The following is an 18,255-nucleotide window of genomic DNA, read 5'->3' as shown; positions in this document are numbered from 1 at the left end:
AAACGGCGTGGGCACAGATAAAAATGCTGAGCGCATAGGTTAAAATGGTATTGGCATGGGTGGAAATGCACTGTGTATGGGTGGAAATGACGCGGGCACGGGTGGAAGTGACGCGAGCACGGGTGGAAGTGACGCGAGCATGGATGGAAATGACGCGGGGTACCAAACCCCGTCCTTGCCCGCTACCTTGCCGCTTCATTCCTGCCTCACGATATGCCCCAGCACTACTCCTTGAAAACCATTCTGGCCGTGGCTTCGCTGGCCGTGGCGGTCGGCCTTACGGGCTGCGGCGACTCCAAGAGCCGCAAACTGGCTGACGCCGATGCCCAGCCCGATGCCGTGTTTGAGCGGTACAAAACCCGCTTCATCGATTCGCTGTGGTACTACAACCCCGAGTGGGCCAGCAGCCAGGGCTACCACCGCTACGACTCGCTGCTGGTAGTGCCCACCGAAGGGCGGCGCCGCACGGAGGCCAAGATGCTGAAGCGTCGCGGCACCGAGCTGGCCGATTTTAAAGTGGAGGAGCTGTCGGTGAACAACCAGACCGACTGGCGGCTGCTGCAGAACTACGTGCAGAGCAGCCGCTTCTACGCCGATACGCTGCGCGACTGGCAGTGGAACCCGGCCAGCTACAACCTGGGCGCCTCGGTGGGCGAAATCCTGAACGGCCGCTACTGGCCCCTCGACCGGCGCCTGCGGGCCATTAGCCACAAGATTTCCCACGCGCCGGATTTCTACGCCGCCGCCGAAGCCAACCTTAGCACCCCGACCAAAGAGCACACCGAGCTGGCTATTCAGCAGAACCAGGGCGGGCTGGAGGTGCTGGGCAAGGCGCTGCAGGACTCCATTGCGCGCTCGGGCCTGACGGCGCGGGAGAAGGAGGAGTTTGCCAACCGGCTGGCTACCACGCGGCTCAGCATCAGCAACTACATCCGGTTCCTGAAAACGGAGGTGCTGCCGGCCGGTAAGTTCCGCAGCTTCCGGCTGGGTGAGGACCTGTTCAGCCGCAAGTTCTCTTACGACATTCAGTCCACGTACAGCGCCGAGCAAGTGTATGAGAAGGCACTGGCCCACAAGCAGGAACTGCTGCAGGACATGAAGCGGCGCACGGCGCGGCTGTGGCCTAAGTATTTCTCGGCGCAACCGATGCCCGCTGACTCGCTGGCGGCCGTGCAGCAGATGATCAGTAAGCTGTCGGAGCAGCACGCCACGCAGGCGGGCTTCGTGGAGGCCGTGAAAGCGCAGATTCCGACGCTGGTGCAGTTCGTGAACGACAAGAAGCTGCTCACCCAGGACCCCACCAAGCCGCTGGTGGTGCGCGAAACGCCGTTGTACATGCGCGGCAGCGGGGCGGGCGCCAGCATTTCGGCCCCCGGCCCCTACGACAAGGCCGCCAACACCTATTACAATGTGGAGCCCCTCACAGGACAGCCTGCTGCCCAGGCCGAAAGCTACCTGCGCGAGTACAACCAGTACACGCTCCAAATTCTGAACATTCACGAGGCCATTCCGGGGCACTACACGCAACTCGTGTATGCCAACCGCAGCCCTTCGCTCATCAAGTCCATCTTCGGCAACGGGGCCATGATTGAGGGATGGGCCGTGTATGCCGAGCGCATGATGCTGGAAAGCGGCTATGGTGGCAACTCCGACGAAATCTGGTTGATGTGGGACAAGTGGAACATGCGCGTGACGCTGAACGCCATCCTCGACCATGAGGTGCACGTGAACAACGCCTCCGAAGCCACCGTGGTAGCCCTGCTCCGTCGCGACGGGTTTCAGGAGGAAGCCGAAGCCCGCAACAAGTGGCGCCGCGCCACGCTCAGCCAGGTGCAGCTCAGCAGCTACTTCACGGGCTACACCGAAATCTACGACCTGCGCCAGGAGCTCAAAAAGAACCAGGGTAGTGCCTTCGACCTCAAATCGTTTAATGAGCAGTTTCTGAGCTATGGCAGCGCCCCGGTGAAGTATATCCGGGAGATGATGCTCAAGAAATAGCCGCCTGTAGCAACAATAGCAGAAAAGCCTGCCGGGAGTGGAATTCCTAGGCAGGCTTTTTTGTCTGCGTTGCCAGCAGTGCCATCCATCCTATGTATATTGGAGGGTTAGGGCCTGCAGTTTCAAGCGGCAACTACGCCCATTTCCTTCTAGTGTATGAAAGTTGCTGACCGCCAGCAGGTGCGTGATGTGTATGACGACGAGCTTCGCCAGCTCACGCATGAGCACATGAAAGTATTTGCCAAGTTCACCTCCACCAATTGCGAAATATGCGAGCTGCTTGCGCCGCCTTTCGTCAAGTTTGCCGATGAGGAAGAGTTCAAACCTATCCTGTTCGTACGCCTGGATTCAGATGAAAACCCCGTGGCTAAGAAGATCATGCAGGAAAAGGTGGCGCCTTTCTTTGTGTCGTATTGCCAGGGCCGGCTGCTGGAATGTGATATGCTGACCACGGAAGCCGAGGTGCTGGACATGCTGGGGCGGCTGCTGGCGTACCGGCCGGTAAGCTCCTGAGCCGGGCGCATCCATAAGAAGCTGTCTGACGGTAGCAGTGCGCCTCTACACCGTGCTGATGTCTTCTGAAAGTAACCCAACCAGCTTCCAGGAGCGTTGTGGGGCACCCGGTTTCAGGTGCTCTCTGGCTGATGATGTGCTACCGGCGGCCGGCAGGAGCCGCCCAACACCCGTCTTGCGTGGCTATGCTGCGGAAGGCGGGCTTTTTTATGAACTTGCGCCCCGCTATTGGCCGGCTGGCGGCTTGGCCGGAGGCGTACTTACTAAAACGGTTTCCTGGTGTTCTTTCTGCTCTCCAAGCTCCTCGATTTTGTGCTGCTGCCGGTTCTGTGGCTACTGGTGCTGCTGGGGGCGGCCCTGCTCACGCGCCGTCCGGGCCGGCAGCGCCGGTTGCTGCTGCTCACACTGGTGCTGCTGGTGCTGGGCACCAACAACGCACTGGTAAACGAGGCGCTATTGGCGTGGGAACTTCCGCCAGTGGGCCTGCGTGAGCTGCCGCGCCATGCCGACGCAGCTATACTGCTTACCGGCATCACCAATACAGGTAAGTCGCCGCACGACCGGGTGTATCTGCACGATGGGGCCGACCGGCTGACGAATGCGCTGTGGCTGTGGCGAGCCGGGCGGGTGCGCTATATTCTGGTGTCGGGTGGCTCGGGGGCAGTGCTTCGGAAAGCGCACACCGAAGCCGCCGACCTCATCACGCTGCTCCATCTGGCTGGCGTCCCCGATTCGGTACTTATTCGGGAAGACAAGAGCCGTAACACCCGCGAAAACGCTCTGTTCACGCAACGTATCGTGCAGGCGCGCCCCGAATTGGATACGTTACTGTTGGTGACTTCCGCTTTTCACCAGCGCCGCGCTCTGGGCTGCTTCGCCCGGGTGGGCCTGCAGCCGCAGCCCTTTCCGGCCGGCTTCTTTAGCTCCAACCGTGCCGCCAGCCCCGACTATTGGCTGGTACCTTCCTCCGATGCACTGGACCGCTGGAGCCTGCTGCTGCACGAAATCAGCGGGTATGCGGTGTATAAGGTGCTGGGGTATTTATAAGGTGAGTGGACTGCAAGGGTAAGTAGGAACGTCATGCTGAGCTTGCCGAAGCATCTCTACCGCAGTGCTATCCTATCTGATTTGCTCCGGTAGAGATGCTTCGGCAAGCTCAGCATGACGTTCTTTGGGCCTGATCGGCCTACTCCACCTTCTTCTTCGGGGCCGGCTTCTCGTCCTTGGCTATCCAGATGGATTTCTGATTCACGAACTCCCGAATACCCAAGTACGACAGTTCCCGTCCGTAACCCGACTTCTTGACGCCCCCAAACGGCATTTCCGGCGACGACTTCACCATGCTGTTTACGAACACGGCCCCAGCCTCCACACGGCGCGCCAGTTCCTCGCCGCGCTGCACATCACGCGTCCACACGGAGCCGCCCAGCCCGAAGCGGGAGTCATTGGCGAGGCGTACAGCATCGTCGGCGTCTTTGGCTTCCAGAATTAAGGCTACAGGCCCGAATAGCTCCTCGGAGTAGGCCCGTTGGCCGGGCTTGATGTTACTCAGAATCATAGGCCGAAATAGAGCGGTACCAGGCTTGCTCTGGCCGCCGTGCAGTTCCACTTTGGCACCCTGCGCCACCGAATCAGTCACCTGTTCAGTCAGCTCGTCGGCCAGGTCGGGGCGGGCCAGGGGGCCATACTGCGTATCTTCCGAAAGCGGGTCGCCGGGGCGGTAAGCCAGCAGGTGCGTTTTCATCTTCGAAATGAACTCGCGCAACACTGGTTTCTCCACGATGAATCGTTTGGCCGCAATACAGCTCTGCCCGGCATTAATCATGCGGGCCTGTGCGGCGGTTTTGGCCGCTACTTCCAAGTCGGCGTCAGCCAGCACAATGAATGCATCGGAGCCACCCAGCTCCAGCACAGTCTTCTTAATGTAGCGGCCGGCCGTGGCAGCAACTTGCGCCCCAGCTGGCTCTGAGCCGGTCAACGTCACGGCCCGCACCCGGTCGTCGGCAATGAGCTGCTCTACCATTTCCGAACCGATGAGCAGCGTCCGGAACGTGGCCGGCGGAAAGCCGGCGTCATGGAAAATCTTTTCCAGCGCTAAGGCACACTGCGGCACATTCGAGGCGTGCTTGAGCAGCCCTACATTGCCCGCCATTAGGGCAGGGGCGGCAAAGCGTACTACCTGCCAAAATGGGAAGTTCCAGGGCATTACGGCCAGCACCACTCCAATGGGCTCATGGCTGATGAAGCTGCGCTGGGCGTCGGTTTTGATTTCGTCGTCGGCCAGAAATTCCTCGGCGTGGTCGGCGTAGTAGTCGCAGCAGAGGGCGCATTTCACGGCTTCAGCACGGCCATCGGCTATGGGCTTCCCCATCTCCAAGGCCATCAGGCGGGCTAGCTCATCCTGCCGCTCGCGCAGCAGCTCGGCGGCACGGTGCATAAGGCGGGTGCGTTCCTTAGAGGAAGTGGTGCGCCACGTAGCCGCAGCCCGGTGGCTCTGGCTCAAAATCTGTTCAGTTTTAGTCCAGGAGAATGCCCGGAAGCGGCGCTCGACGCGGCCAGTGTAGGGGTTGACGGATTCTATAGGCATACGAGCAGTAAAGCGGTGAGCCGCAGAGCGCGACGGTAGATAGGGAAGGGCCTTTCGTTGTGGCAGGTGAGCAGGGCTAGCAAGCAGCGTAGGAGCTGGCTCGCTCTATTCATCCTTGGGTGCAACATAGAGCAAAACGCAACCGTAGCAGACAGGTTACGAACCAGACCACCGATTTAAGCGGAATTTAATGTTGGGGGAGAGCGAACAATTGCTCACGTAGTGTACTTTCGTTTGTCGGCGGGTTCTGTACCAGTGCTCACCCGTACCATATCCCATTGCCCGTGACCATACCCCCCCCCGAAGCAATGCCCCCTGTGTCCGATGGAGAAGACCTGCTGGTGCAGCGTCTGCGCGACCGGGACGAGGCAGCCATGACCCTTTTCTACGACCGGTACTCGGCGGCGCTGTACGGCGTCATCATGCGCATCGTCAAGAAAGAAGAAGAGGCCGAAGACGTGCTCCAGGAGGGCATGGTCAAAATTTGGAACTCGTTTTCTTCCTACGATGCCAGCAAAGGCCGGCTATTTACGTGGGTAATGAATGTGTGTCGGAATTTAGCCATCGACAGAATCCGCTCCAGACAGTACCGCGTAGGTACTCGTACCCAGCCGCTTGAGGACAGCGCCGCAGTACGTGAGCCCGCATCGCCCACGTTCCGGCCCGAGCACATCGGCCTGCAGGAAATGACAAAGAAACTTTCCCCTGACCAGCAGCAGGTCGTTGATATGCTGTATTTCGGAGGCTACACGCAAAGTGAGGTGGCCGACGAATTGAACTTGCCCCTTGGTACGGTGAAAACCCGCGCCCGGGCGGCTATCAAAGTACTTTCCAAACTGATTCGATAGCCGTGGATATTCAGCAATATATCGAATCTGGAATCCTGGAAGAATACGCTTTGGGCGTGCTTCCGGAAGCGGACCGGGCGGAAGTGGAGCGCATAGCCGCCACTTATCCCGAAATCCGACACGAACTGAACTCCATAGTCGGCGGCCTTGATACCTATGCCGAAGCCCATTCTCTGACGCCTCCTTCGGGGATGCGGGAGCGGGTGCTGGCTGGCTGGCAGCAAGCTATCCGGGCCGAGCAGCCGGCCGCTACAGCTCCGGTTGCGCCGGTTGCAGAAGCGCCCTATACCGCTCCACAGGCCGCGGCTCCAGTTGCCGAGCCAGTAGTTCGCCCTATTGGCAGTGCGCCGCAAACGCCTTCGTATGAGGAGGCACCCCGTCGTGGCTTCGGCTGGCTGATGGCCGCCTCCGTGGCGTTGCTGCTCAGCTTGGCTGGTAACTACATTCTCTACAACCGCTGGCAGAACACGGAAACGGCCTTGTTTGCCGCCCAGAACGACCAGGCGCGCTTCGCGGCAGCGCAGCAGGCATCTCAGAAGCAGCTGAGCAGCCAGGGCAGAGAACTGGCCGTGCTACGCGACGTGCAGTTTCAGAGCGTGACGCTGGCCGGTACGCCGGCTGCCCCTTCGGCCAAAGCGCGGGTTCTTTACAACCCAGCCACCAAGGCCGTGTATGTGGATGTGCATAGCCTGCCGGCCCCGCCGGCTGGCAAGCAGTATCAGCTCTGGGCTCTCGACAATGGCAAGCCCGTGGATGCCGGCGTTCTGGCCGCCACTACTGCCGCCGGCGACAGTCTGCAGCAGATGAAGGACATCACCAGCGCCCAGGCCTTTGCCATGACCGTAGAGGATGCGGGCGGCAGTGCTTCGCCTACGCTTTCCACGATGACCGTGCTGGGCAAAATGCTGTAGCCAACTGCTACGCAAAGAGGAGCGGGGAGAAGCAAGCTTCTTCCCGCTCCCTTTTTGTTGGGCTGTTTCCGGCGAATTGGTAGTAACTAGTGGGACGTATTTACTTTTTCCTTCATTGAGCCCGTGCACGGAACAATTTTTACGTTGCTCAAGCGCTACGTCCAGACGCAATACGACCACAGCACTTGGGTTCGGCTGACCGAATCCGTGGGCCTCAGCGCTGCGGATTTCGACCACAAAAGCGTATACCCCGACGAGCAGATGTACGCGCTGGTTGGGAAGGCGGCCGAAATGACGGGCATCCCGGCCAGCGAGCTGCAGCAGAAGTTTGGCGAGTATCTCGTGCCCGACCTGATGTATATGTACCAGAAGCTGCTGCAACCCGAGTGGACTACGCTCGATATGCTGGAGCACACGGAGAATACGATGCATCGGAAGGTCAGGCAGGAGCACGCTGAGAACACGCCGCCCGTACTGGAGGTCACTCGTCTTTCCGAAGACGAACTGGAAATCAAGTATGTGTCGGAGCGGCGCATGGGGGCTTTGGCAGTCGGTATCGTGCGCGGTGTGGCCGCCTACTACGACGAAGCCGACCGGATAGTAATAGACCCCGAAACCAGCGAAGATGGCCAGCGGGTATATATCCGGGTGCGGCGTCTGGCCGCCGTCGAATAACAGTCTGAACCACCTTTTCTTCTCCTGCGCCAGATGGCTGGCGCACAGCCCAGCTTCTTTGCCACATGGAAAAGTCAACTTACTACAACCCCGCCGACCTGGCCAAATTTGGGAACATCACGGAATGGCAGGCGGAGATGGGCAACAAATTCTTCTCCTATTACGGCGAAGTATTCAAGGAAGGCGCCCTCTCGGAACGCGAAAAGGCGCTGATTGCGCTGGCCGTGGCCCATGCCGTGCAGTGCCCGTACTGCATTGATGCCTATACCACCGACTCGCTGCAGAAAGGCGCCGACGAAGCCCAGATGATGGAGGCCGTGCACGTGGCCGCTGCCATAAAAGGAGGTGCCGTGCTGGTACATGGTGTTCAGATGATGAACAAGGCCAAGGAACTGTCGATGTAGGTTGTGTGGCAGGCAGCTACAGTGCCTGCCTGCCGGGCCTCCGGTGGCGAGCCGAAGGGCACCAAAACCGGCCAACTGCTTCTGCTATCGGGATTGAAGTGAATACACCTGCTTTTCTTAAACGAATCGGGCTGGCCTTGTCCGCTTTCTGGCTGCTGGCGTCCAGTGCCTGCGGGCGCTCCGCCGACGATGAACGCCCAAGTTCGGCGTATGCGCAACTGCTCCGGACCTTGTACCGGGGCACCGTGCCACTCGTGCAGCCGACGCAGCTGGCAGCCACGCTGCACAGCAACCCCTCTTCCGTGCTGCTGCTCGATACCCGTACGCCGGCCGAATACCGCGTCAGTCACCTGCAGGGCGCCCGCTTCGTCGATTTCAACACGTTTGAGCAGGCCGAATTTGCGGAGCTGCCCCGCGACCGGACCGTGGTGGTATATTGCTCGGTCGGCTACCGGAGTGAGCGGGTAGGGGAGCGGCTGAAAGCGCTGGGCTTCCGGGACGTACGCAACCTGTACGGCGGTATTTTTCAGTGGGTGAATGACGGCCATCCGGTGTACAACCGGCAGGGGCTTACGCAGGATGTACATCCCTATTCCGCGCTATGGAGTACCTGGCTGACCAAAGGCCGAAAGGTATACCAGTAGCCAGCCCAGTACCGGCGCAACGCCCTCTGGAGCATATCGGGACATATACCAAGCTGAAGAATACGATGACGTCTCACTTGCTCATTTTTGCCCGGCATCCGGAGCTGGGTCGGGTAAAGACCCGGCTGGCGGCGGCTATTGGTCCGGAAGCCGCCCTGGCCGTCTACCGTGAGCTGCTGGCCCACACCCGTGCCGCTACCGAACAGTTGCAGGTGCATAAAACCGTATGGCTGGCGGAGCCACCCGCCACGCCCTCAGCCACGCCCGACCTGTGGGCCGGCTATGAGCAGCAGTTGCAACTGCCCGGCGACCTGGGCACTAAAATGCAGATGGCTTTTTCGCATGCCTTTGCCAACGGGGCTAGGGCCGCCATCATCATCGGCACTGATTGCCCGGGCCTCACGGCCGCGTTGGTGCAGGAGGCATTTGTGGCATTGGCCACGCACGAGGTAGTTATAGGACCGGCTGAAGATGGCGGGTATTATCTGCTGGGTATGAAAGAAGTATGCACGGATTTGTTTTTGAGAAAAAGCTGGAGCACCAACTCTGTTCTGCCGCACACACTGGCTGACGCCGACCGGCTGGGGCTGCAGGTGAAACAGCTTCCTATGCTGCGCGACGTAGACGATGCCACGGATCTGGCCGCGTGGCGAGCGGCCACGGAAAGGTAGTTTGTCAGGAGACTGACGAGTTTCGGCGTATTATTGGGGGCTACATCCGACCTTTCACCATGCCTGCCACCGTTGAACGCCTCCTGCTGGGATGCTGCCTGGCCATGCAGCTGACTGCATGCTCAACCCAAGGTTCTGAACCGGAACGCCCGGACCTGTCTGATCTGCCTGCCGCGCCGCCTGTTGCCCTGCGTCGGCTGGCCCCGCAGTTCAACCCACAATGGGCCATGGATAAGCTGTGGGAAGATGGCCTGGCAGAAGTGGCCGTGTATGACGCTGAACGGGTAATCTACGACCGGGTGCGCCGCTTCGAGTACGTGCAGCTGACCGTGAAGGAAGAGTTTAACCAGCAGTACCAGGTCAAGACCGACGACTACCAGCGGACGGACCTGTATCCGGTGATGAAAGTGAACCAGTTCTGCCGGATTCCTACTGAGCAGTACCCGTACCATTTCCTGACGTCCCTGTTTTTCCGGCGCGAAAGTCCCACCAGTCTGTCCAAGCTGACCACCTCGTCGCAGGAATGGTGCGGCAATACGTTCAAGGCGTTTCTGGATGATGGACTGCAGTACGTGGAAACCTACAACTCCTACTGGGACGGGCAGGGAGCCGGCCAGCGCAAGCTCCGCCGCGACATTCTGTTTGAGGATGCGCTGCCGTACACCCTTCGCAGCCTGCGCTTCGGTGATACGCTGGCCTTTCGGGCGAGCATCTGTGAGCTGCAGCAAACCAGCAAAGCCGCTGCTCCGACTATTTACGAGTCCGAAATAAGCGTTCAGCCGGCATCTGCCGCCGATACGCAGGAGGCCGCCTGGCAAGTGCGTGTACGTTTGGCCGAAGGCAAGGAAAGCACCTACTGGTTTGCGCGGAAATACCCCAATGTGCTGCTTCGCCAGGCTACCTGGGACGGCCGCAACCTGCGCCTGCGCAAGCTCAGCCGCTATGCCTACTGGAACCGTGTAGCGCCGGATACCGCGCAGGCTCCGCTCTAAAGGGCGTCGGGGACAACTGTGGCCGGGGCGCTGCGGCGCCAGTCCCGAAAAAGCGCGGCCAGTAGCCCCGTATATTCCAGCGTCAGCAGCCACGGGTTTTCGGTGTAAGCCGCAGTATGGTAGGCCGCGTATGACAGTACCACCAGCCCCGACCACACCAGCAGGTAGCGGTAGTTGGTGAACAGGCTCAGGGCAAGCAGGGGCGTCAGGTACCACGGATGCACTACGGTGGCCAGCAGGTAATAGGCCGTGAGCAGCACCAGCAGCGTACGGGGCAGAGAAGCCCAGGCCGGGCGCTTTTCGCTCAGCATCAACCCCCCGATAATGGCTACGAACGTAAGCGCCAGTGCCGGGCCGATGCGGGCTATCTGGTTGTAGCCTGTGAGCCAGTAGCCGGCGGCCCGCAGCAGGTAGTAGAGGCTGGCATTGAACTCGAAGCTGCGGAAATACAGGTCCAGGCTACGGCTGATGTTGCGCACCAGCTCCGCCGACACGAAGGGCAGAAACAACAGAACGACTACCAGGCCGACAGCTGCCGAAAACGCCAGAAAACGCCGTGCGCCGAGCCGCCGTGCCAGCAGCGGCAGCACCAGCAGCGGCAGCAGCTTCGTGCCGATGGCCAGCCCCAGCGCCCCTGCGGCCCAGCCCCGGTTGCCGCGCAGCAGCAGCACCAGGGCCAGCAGCAGAAACGCTATTACCAGGGCTTCGAAGTGCAGATTGCCGGTCAGCTCTACGATGACGAGCGGGTTGAGCAGGTACCACAGGGCGCGCTCCGGCGGCAGCCCAAACCGGCGCAGCAGCGCCAGCAGCAGCCCGGCCGTAGCCGCTTCGGCCAGCAGCAGCACCAGCCGCATGAGCAGCACCGCACCCCGCTCACTGGCTGGAAAGAGCCCCGAGGCCAGCCCAAACACTGCCTGGCACACCGGCGGATATACCGAATAGTAGTGCGGGGAGTTGAGCTTCGGATAAAGCGTTTCCAGCTGCTGACTGTACGGCGCAAGTTGCCAGATTGCTGCGGTGGTACTAGGGGAAATTTCCGCAACTGCTACCAGCTCATCGGGCCGGTACTGGAACGGGTTGACGCCCGAGGACACAAGCAGCCCGTCCCAGCGGAAGCGGTGGTAGTCGTCGGAGAAGGCGGGCAGGGCCGGCAGCCACAGCAGCCGCAGCAGCAGTGCCGCCAGCAGCCCCGAGCGTAGCGGCAGCTTCGTTTTTAGCAGAAACCAGTACAGCCCGAACGCCACCGCAAACAGCCCGGCCAGCTGCCCGAATTCTGTGCGGGGAGTAGCGTATGCCAGCCCGGCGTACACCGCCCCCAACAGCAGCAAGGCCAGCAGGTGCGCAATCCGGCGAAAAGGAGCTGACTGAGACAGAAGCATCGGAGCCGGTTTACTTCCGATGCCGGACGGAATACATAAAAATCAGGCCGTAGCCTACCGTCAGCATCAGGTGGAAGGGAATCAGGCCCCAGTCGCCGAAGTACAGGCCGGCCCCGATACCGAAGGCGAAGTACAGCGCGAGCAGGCCTTCGGTGAGCGTGAGGCCATCGAGCAGGTCGCCGGTGCGGTAGCGGCGGCCCTGCCAGCGGCCCTGGCGCCGCACCAGCCCCAGCTTGGGCGTCCGGATAAAGGCCGACTGCTGCCCGCTATAGCCCAGCAGCACGGCCCGTGCGTTGTGCAGCGTCAGCCCCATGGATACCGACAGAAACAGCAAAAACTGCGGCACAAAGCGCCACACCGGCGCCGTGGGCTTATCGAGCCGCCAGGCCGTGAAGTAGTAGTAGATAAGCGGTACGAAAGCCAACAGAAACACCGAGGCCACCCGTAGTAGCGGCTTCAGCTCCGGCAGGTCGGCGCGCACAAATACCAGCGGCACACTTACCAGCGCCATCAGCAGAATGGCCACGAACACCGTGCTGTTGAGCAGATGGAACGTAGCGTGCAGCTTGGTGGCCAGGGTTTCGGAGGAGCGCAGCACGTTGCGCAGGTGCTTGCGGGCGGTTTCGGCCGCGCCCTTGGTCCAGCGGAACTGCTGCGACTTCAGGGCGTCGAGGGTGGCGGGTAGCTCGGCGGGTGCCACCACATGCGGCAGGTAGTGAAAGCGCCAGCCCCGCAGCTGGGCGCGGTAGCTCAGGTCCAGGTCTTCGGTGAGCGTGTCGGTGTGCCAGCCGCCGGCGTCCTCGATGCAGGTGCGCCGCCATACGCCACCCGTCCCGTTGAAATTGATGAAGTGCCCGCCCGCCGTGCGTCCTACCTGCTCCACATGAAAGTGCGCGTTCAGCCCGAAGGCCTGTAGCTCAGTCAGCAGCGAATACTCCTCGTTCAGATGGCCCCAGCGCGTCTGCACCACACCCAACCCGGCCTCCTGAAAATACGGCACGGTGCGCAGCAGAAAGTCCGGCTCCGGCACAAAGTCGGCGTCAAAAATGGCAATCAGCTCCCCATCCGTCTGCTCCAGCCCGTAGCGTAGCGCGCCGGCTTTGTAGCCCTGCCGGTCGGGCCGGCGCACCTGGTCGATGCGCAGCCCTTGGGCCCGGTAGTGCGCCACGCGGGCCGCCACTAGGGCCACGGTTTCGTCGGTCGAATCGTCGAGAACCTGCAGGTGCAGCCGGTTGAGGGGATAGTTGAGCGCAGCGCAGGCATCAATCAGACGCTCAGCCACAAATACTTCGTTATACAGTGGCATCTGCACTGTCACGCGGGGCCAGACGGCGGGCGGCGCAGGCTCGGGCGGCAGGCCACGCCGGTAAGCCTGCCGGGCCAGCCGCGTCAGCTGAAACTGCGTCAGGCTGAAGCCCAGCACGAAGGCCAGACACAGCCCGTAGAGTATCAGCAGCGTGAGTTCTAGAAAGAGCATTCAGGAGCGGGAGAAGAGGCCGGGCCACCGCCGGCAGCGCCGGGGCCAGCGAAGTCAGAGGAAGGCAACCGGGATGGGGCGACGAAGGTAAGCAACAGCGCCGGTGCCGGCACCGCTTGAAGCCAAACTACAGATAGCGGAAGATGGTCCACAGAATCTTATAGCCTGCTCCCAGGGTGCCGCGCACCGTGCCCGAAACCTTGCTGGTCCCGATGCGGCGGCGGTAGCGCACCGGCACTTCGGTGTTGCGCAGCTTCAGCTTGGCGGCCTTGAGCTGCATTTCCACCGTCCAGCCGTAGGTGGTGTCGGCCATGCCAATACGTTGCAGCGCCTCCCGCCGGATTGCCCGGAACGGACCCAGGTCGGTGAAGTGCGCGCCGTAGAGGCGCCGCAGCAGGGAAGTGGCCAGCCAGTTGCCGAAGATTTGCTGGGGCATCATGGAGCCGGTTTCGCGCTGGCCCAGGGCGCGGGAGCCAATGACCATATCGGCCTCGCCGCGCAGAATGGGGGCCAGCAGCAGCGGCATTTCTTCGGGGTAGTCGGAATGGTCGCCATCCAGAAACACGATGATGTCGGCCTGTTCGGCGGCGGGCCGGGCGAAGCTGTGCGCCATGCCGGCCAGGCAGGCGTGGCCGTAGCCGGGGCGGGTTTCGCGCAGCACCGTGGCGCCAGCTGCCCGCGCTACGTCGCCGGTACGGTCCGTGGAATTATTATCCACCACAATGACTTCGCGCACCAGGCCGGCCGGAATTTCGGCCAGCACTTTGGCAATGGACTGCTCCTCGTTGAAAGCAGGAATAATTACGTCAATCAGCATGGCAGGAGCGGCACGCAGCCGCCCACGTTGGAGGGCAGAGAAATACTACAAACCACAAAGATGCACAGTTGCGCCGGGTTGCCGATGAAGGGCGAGTACTTGTTGCTGTTTTCTGAGTGCACCCCAATGCTGACTTCCTCTGTCAGGAAAAGTAGCTACATCGGAGCCGGCCTTGGTGATGCAGGCGACTGGCGTAAAACCTATCTTTGGGGTATTCACCAGACGAATTATGGGAGCATTATTGACGGATATGCTGCAGCGGGCCCAGCGCAGCCGGCGTATTGTGGCGCTGCAGTCGGGCAGTACAATGTTTTTGGGCTACGTGCTCAGCTTCAATCCCGAGATATTGTTGCTCCGCTCCATCACGCGGCAGGGCCTGCTTACCGGCGTGCGCACTATCAGCCTCGACTCGGTGTCGAAGGTGCATTTCGATGATAAGTATATGCGGCTGATCGAGTTCAAGGAACACAACCCAGAAACCGTGTATAGCTTGCCTGCCGCGCCCGATGGACTTGATGCTCAGTATCTGACAATACCGCTGCTGTTGCAGCGGGCGCAGGAAGCGCGGCAACTGGTGCTGCTTGAAACCCACGGCGAGCATGACATTTACGGCTATGTTGTGCGTCTGACAGAGGATGAGCTGCTGGTAGAGGTGTATACTCAATATGGTGAAGCCGACGGCCACACAGTGCTGGGCCTTGAGGAGATACGGACAGTGGTTTGGAGCGACGAGGACACCCGCACCATTGAGTTGCTGCTGAAGCAGAGTGCGGCGGGCAACGGCGGCTGATTAGGGCTCCTTTTTTATCTGGGAAGAAAGTATGCCTGCGTTCTGAGGGCAGCCTCAAGGGCGCGCCGGAAGCAATACAACTGCTCTTGGTGTATAGCTACAGCTGCCCTGTTTCGCGTATTGGTCGGGTCATCAATGCTTGTTCTATGTCCCGCTTATTTCTGCTGCTACTAACCCTGCTGCTGGTTCGTACCGGTTTCGCTCAAACCGCGCCTACCTCGCTAAATGCCACCCTCGACGGCTACGAATACCCGTTTCCGGTGCGGCAGCTTCCTCTGAAGCTGGAAGGCCAGACGCTGCGCATGGCGTACATGGACGTGCCGGCCACCGCCAAAACCAATGGCCGCACGGTAGTGCTGCTGCACGGCAAAAACTTCTTTGGGGCCTACTGGCGCGAAACCATCAAGACCCTGACGGCGGCCGGTTTCCGGGTAGTGGTACCCGACCAGATTGGCTTCGGCAAGTCTGACAAGCCGGATCTGCACTATTCCTTCCACCAGCTGGCCCGCAACACCAAGCACCTACTTGATACGCTGGGCGTGAAAAAGGCCATTATCGTAGGCCACAGCATGGGCGGCATGCTGGCCACTCGGTTCGCACTGCAATATCCGGACGCCACCGAGAAGCTGGTGCTGGAAAATCCGATTGGGCTGGAAGATTACCGCGTAGGCGTGCCGTTCCAGAGTGTAGACCAAGCCGAGGCTACGGAGCGCAAAAGCACCGAGGAAAGCATCCGGAAATACCACGCCACCTACTATCCGCACGGCTACCCCAAGGCCCACGACGAATGGCTGCTGCCCCTGGCTGCCCAGACCCACCACCCCGATTTCGCGAAAGTAGCCCGCGCCAATGCCCTCACCTTCGACATGATTTATCAGCAGCCCGTGAGCTACGAGTTCAGCCGGCTGCAGGTTCCTACGCTGCTCATCATCGGGCAGGATGACCGCACGGTGGTAGGCAAAGGCCTCATCAAAGACCCCAAAGTGTTGGCTGCTATGGGGCAGTATCCGGAACTGGGCCGCCGCACCGCGGCCCAAATCAAAGGCGCGAAGCTGGTGCCACTGGCGGGTGTAGGCCACATTCCGCATTTGGATGCCCCAACTGAGTTCCGGAAGGCGCTGCTGGCCTTCCTACAGTAGGAGTCGGCCCGGGCCGTTGCCTCCTCACGGGAGGGCGAATGGAAACTGAGCCGTAAGTTGCGGGGCTTTTCGACTGTTCTCTATGCGTGCTATGTGCCTGCGCTGGCTGCTGCCGGTTCTTCTTCTGAGTTTCAATACTGTGCACGCGCAGCGCCCGGCCCCCGGCAAAGCGGCCACCCGCCGGGCAGCGGCCCGCGCCAAGCCAGCGAAACCCAAAGCCACAGTTCCAGCTATCAGTCAAGCCACCATCTTGAACGTAGGTGACACGCTGGATGGGCGCTTCGTGGTGCCGCAGGTGCAGCTGCCGGATGCCGCCGCCGCCGCCCGGATCAATGCCGAGCTGGTGGATGCGGCCCTGGGCGAAGACCTGCAGGTTGTGCCGCTGCCGCTCACGGCGCTTACCGGCCTGCGGCAGGCAGTTTCCGAGTACACCGAGCGTGACCAGAAAGGCTTTGTGGGGGCCCGCTACGAGGTGCTCTATAATGACCACGGCCTGCTCTCCGTAGCGCTTACGTCCGACTTGCTGGGGGCATACGCGTCGTCCGTGACGCGGCACGCCACGTTTGAGCTGCGGACGGGCCGGCTGCTGGAAGTGCGCGACCTACTGGCCGATACGCTGGCGCTACGCCAGCGCTGGCAGGAGTCCATCAACCGCCGTGTGGCCGACCACATCAGCAAGCTGCCCACCGAGTATGCCCAGCTGGATGCCCCACTGCTGGCGGAGGTGAAACGCCGGCTGCACTGGAACGACAGCACCCTCACCAGCCAACTCGAAGGCGACGACCCGCGCTTCTACGACTTCGCCCTGACGCCCTTCGGCCTCACACTCTACTACGATTTTGGCTTCCCGCACGTCCTCGAAGCGCTGCAGCCGGAAACCGACTACCTGTTCAGCTACGCCACCCTCACACCGTGGCTCAAGCCTAGAGGCCTGCTCGACTTCAAGCGGTAGTTACGCCAGAAGACCAGGTGTTTATGTTGTCTGTAGCTGAGTTAAAATGACTAGCTCAGAATCCGCAGCGAGTCGGCGTGAATCAGCTGGCTGCTCTGGTAGCGGCCTTCGCGCGGGCCGTTTTCGAGGTTGAGCACTCCGCGCGGGCAGGCCGTAGAGCACAGCCCGCAACCCACGCAAGAAGCCCGGATGATAGGCTCCCCACGCTGGGCGTACTGCTTCACATCAATGCCCATTTCGCAGACGTTGGAGCAGTTGCCGCACGAGATGCACTGGCCGCCGTTGGTGCTGATGCGGAACCGTGAGAAATGCTTCTGTAGCAGCCCCAGATATGCCGCCATTGGGCACCCGAAGCGGCACCACACCCGGCTGCCCATCAGCGGGTAGAAGCCCACCCCAATCACGCCCGAAAACACTGACCCAATAGCAAACCCATAGAACTTAGACAGCGGCTCGGTGATGGGCTGCAGCGCCGGCGCCACGCCCGAAGCACCCAGCCACAGCAGTGCTGTAAGCAGCACGATCAATGCCAGGATGGGGTAGATGATGCGTACTTCCCAGCGCCATGCGGTGCGGCTTTTGTCGGAGAGGTGGCGGTACGGGTCACCAGCGGTTTCGGCCAGGCCGCCGCAACCGCACACCCACGAGCAGTACCAGCGCTTCCCGAAAAAGTAGGTGAGCACCGGTGTAGCTACCAATGACATTACCGCGCCCCAAAACACCATGAACACGCCCAAGGCCGGGCCGCCATCCTTGAGCAGGTAGCTCACGGTGCCAGGAAACAGATAGTCGTACTTAAGCGGCCAGAAGTAGGAGAAGTAGTATTCGGGCTTCTGAAACGCCAACAGCAGGCCCGGCAGCAGGAACGCAAAACCCAATTGAAAGAGCATTACTGACACCGTGCGGATGCGCTGATACGGCGAGTGGCGGTACTTCCACAGCGCCCGGCCGCCCATCACCAGTATCGCCAGCGTGTAGAACGTGCCGTAGAGGAACCACTGGTCGGAGGGGCGCTGGCGCAGGGCTAGGCTGGCTGGGTCGAGGGCGTGCACCAACTGGTTGAGCGGCCCAAAATTACCTTGGCCATCGTTGTTGCTGAACCAGTAGAGCACCACGTAGAAGCCGGTAAGTACCACGGCTGTCAGCCAAGCTACGGCGCCCCGGCTGGTGCTGCCGCGTAGCCACATGTTGTCGTGCTGCACGCCGGCCGGCGTGCGCCCGAACTTATACCAGGCCCAGCCCAGCGTGCCGCTACTCAGCAGTAGCAGGCCCACCCAGAAGCTTAGGCGCGCCCGGCCGGCATCGGCATCGAAGGCTACGGTCAGCAACGCCAGCAAACCCAGCCCCACAGCTGTGAGCAGCGTTTTCTCGGTGGCCGAAGTGTCGGGTACCGGTGGGCGGGTCAGGGTGAGGTCGGGGGAGAAGGCCATAGGAAAGCAACAACAACGGACCGATACT

Annotated in this window: 18 protein-coding genes; 13 read left to right on the top strand and 5 right to left on the bottom strand. The window is 61.1% G+C overall.

Translation table 11 applies throughout. The annotated features are described in order from the left end of the window. The first annotated feature begins 213 nt into the window (after positions 1-213). From IC231_RS18400 to IC231_RS18390, 3 genes are all read left to right on the top strand, one after another. On the top strand, positions 214-1,998 hold the full coding sequence (locus IC231_RS18400) for a DUF885 domain-containing protein (protein WP_190785932.1): 1,785 nt from the start codon (positions 214-216) through the stop codon (positions 1,996-1,998). A 156-nt stretch (positions 1,999-2,154) separates the two neighbouring features. Continuing rightward, entirely contained in the window at positions 2,155-2,511 is a 357-nt protein-coding gene (locus tag IC231_RS18395) for a thioredoxin family protein (protein ID WP_190785931.1), read from the top strand. A 279-nt stretch (positions 2,512-2,790) separates the two neighbouring features. Next, complete coding sequence (locus IC231_RS18390; RefSeq protein WP_190785930.1) at positions 2,791-3,558, top strand: YdcF family protein; 768 nt, start codon at positions 2,791-2,793, stop codon at positions 3,556-3,558. Positions 3,559-3,697: 139 nt separating this feature from the next. Here the strand turns inward: IC231_RS18390 and IC231_RS18385 are convergent, their stop codons facing one another. After that, on the bottom strand, positions 3,698-5,098 hold the full coding sequence (locus tag IC231_RS18385; protein WP_190785929.1) for an NAD-dependent succinate-semialdehyde dehydrogenase: 1,401 nt from the start codon (positions 5,096-5,098) through the stop codon (positions 3,698-3,700). Between the two features lie 284 nt (positions 5,099-5,382). Here IC231_RS18385 and IC231_RS18380 point away from each other — a divergent pair, with 284 nt between their 5' ends. The 7 genes from IC231_RS18380 (at position 5,383) to IC231_RS18350 (ending at position 10,243) form a co-directional block, all read left to right on the top strand. Continuing rightward, positions 5,383-5,946: an RNA polymerase sigma factor gene (locus tag IC231_RS18380; RefSeq protein ID WP_211539180.1), complete on the top strand. Its 564-nt coding sequence runs from the start codon at positions 5,383-5,385 to the stop codon at positions 5,944-5,946. Between the two features lie 2 nt (positions 5,947-5,948). Next, positions 5,949-6,857: an anti-sigma factor gene (locus tag IC231_RS18375; protein WP_190785928.1), complete on the top strand. Its 909-nt coding sequence runs from the start codon at positions 5,949-5,951 to the stop codon at positions 6,855-6,857. Between the two features lie 123 nt (positions 6,858-6,980). Further along, positions 6,981-7,532: a heme NO-binding domain-containing protein gene (locus IC231_RS18370; RefSeq protein WP_190785927.1), complete on the top strand. Its 552-nt coding sequence runs from the start codon at positions 6,981-6,983 to the stop codon at positions 7,530-7,532. 65 nt (positions 7,533-7,597) lie between these two features. Further along, the gene (locus IC231_RS18365) at positions 7,598-7,936 is read left to right on the top strand and encodes an arsenosugar biosynthesis-associated peroxidase-like protein (RefSeq protein ID WP_185886495.1); all 339 of its coding nucleotides are present in this window, start codon (positions 7,598-7,600) and stop codon (positions 7,934-7,936) included. 98 nt (positions 7,937-8,034) lie between these two features. Beyond that, on the top strand, positions 8,035-8,580 hold the full coding sequence (locus IC231_RS18360) for a rhodanese-like domain-containing protein (protein ID WP_211539179.1): 546 nt from the start codon (positions 8,035-8,037) through the stop codon (positions 8,578-8,580). A 65-nt stretch (positions 8,581-8,645) separates the two neighbouring features. Next, positions 8,646-9,251, top strand: coding sequence for a TIGR04282 family arsenosugar biosynthesis glycosyltransferase (locus tag IC231_RS18355; RefSeq protein WP_190785926.1), 606 nt, complete (start codon positions 8,646-8,648; stop codon positions 9,249-9,251). Between the two features lie 59 nt (positions 9,252-9,310). Further along, a complete protein-coding gene (locus tag IC231_RS18350; RefSeq protein ID WP_190785925.1) occupies positions 9,311-10,243 on the top strand; it encodes a hypothetical protein in 933 nt (310 codons plus the stop codon). On the opposite strand, the gene IC231_RS18345 is transcribed toward IC231_RS18350, so the two are convergent. The 3 genes from IC231_RS18345 to IC231_RS18335 form a co-directional block, all read right to left on the bottom strand. Beyond that, entirely contained in the window at positions 10,240-11,622 is a 1,383-nt protein-coding gene (locus IC231_RS18345; protein WP_190785924.1) for a glycosyltransferase 87 family protein, read from the bottom strand. The two genes, IC231_RS18350 and IC231_RS18345, sit on opposite strands and share 4 nt — an antisense overlap. 10 nt (positions 11,623-11,632) lie before the next feature. Continuing rightward, the gene (locus tag IC231_RS18340; protein WP_190785923.1) at positions 11,633-13,099 is read right to left on the bottom strand and encodes a cellulose synthase family protein; all 1,467 of its coding nucleotides are present in this window, start codon (positions 13,097-13,099) and stop codon (positions 11,633-11,635) included. A gap of 127 nt (positions 13,100-13,226) precedes the next feature. After that, positions 13,227-13,916: a glycosyltransferase family 2 protein gene (locus tag IC231_RS18335; protein WP_190785922.1), complete on the bottom strand. Its 690-nt coding sequence runs from the start codon at positions 13,914-13,916 to the stop codon at positions 13,227-13,229. A 229-nt stretch (positions 13,917-14,145) separates the two neighbouring features. Here IC231_RS18335 and IC231_RS18330 point away from each other — a divergent pair, with 229 nt between their 5' ends. The 3 genes from IC231_RS18330 to IC231_RS18320 all read left to right on the top strand — a co-directional run bounded on the left by IC231_RS18330 (position 14,146) and on the right by IC231_RS18320 (position 16,797). Continuing rightward, positions 14,146-14,706, top strand: a complete 561-nt coding sequence (locus tag IC231_RS18330) for a hypothetical protein (RefSeq protein ID WP_190785921.1) — start codon at positions 14,146-14,148, stop codon at positions 14,704-14,706. A gap of 146 nt (positions 14,707-14,852) precedes the next feature. Continuing rightward, the gene (locus IC231_RS18325; RefSeq protein WP_190785920.1) at positions 14,853-15,845 is read left to right on the top strand and encodes an alpha/beta fold hydrolase; all 993 of its coding nucleotides are present in this window, start codon (positions 14,853-14,855) and stop codon (positions 15,843-15,845) included. Between the two features lie 82 nt (positions 15,846-15,927). Beyond that, complete coding sequence (locus IC231_RS18320; protein ID WP_190785919.1) at positions 15,928-16,797, top strand: hypothetical protein; 870 nt, start codon at positions 15,928-15,930, stop codon at positions 16,795-16,797. Between the two features lie 50 nt (positions 16,798-16,847). Here IC231_RS18320 and IC231_RS18315 read toward each other — a convergent pair whose 3' ends face one another. Beyond that, positions 16,848-18,227: a 4Fe-4S binding protein gene (locus IC231_RS18315; RefSeq protein WP_190785918.1), complete on the bottom strand. Its 1,380-nt coding sequence runs from the start codon at positions 18,225-18,227 to the stop codon at positions 16,848-16,850. Positions 18,228-18,255 lie beyond the last annotated feature (28 nt).

Source organism: Hymenobacter duratus, from assembly GCF_014698995.1.
GTDB lineage: Bacteria > Bacteroidota > Bacteroidia > Cytophagales > Hymenobacteraceae > Hymenobacter > Hymenobacter duratus.
The sequence above is the reverse complement of the archived record's forward strand: the minus strand, read 5'-3'. Positions and strand labels throughout refer to the sequence as shown.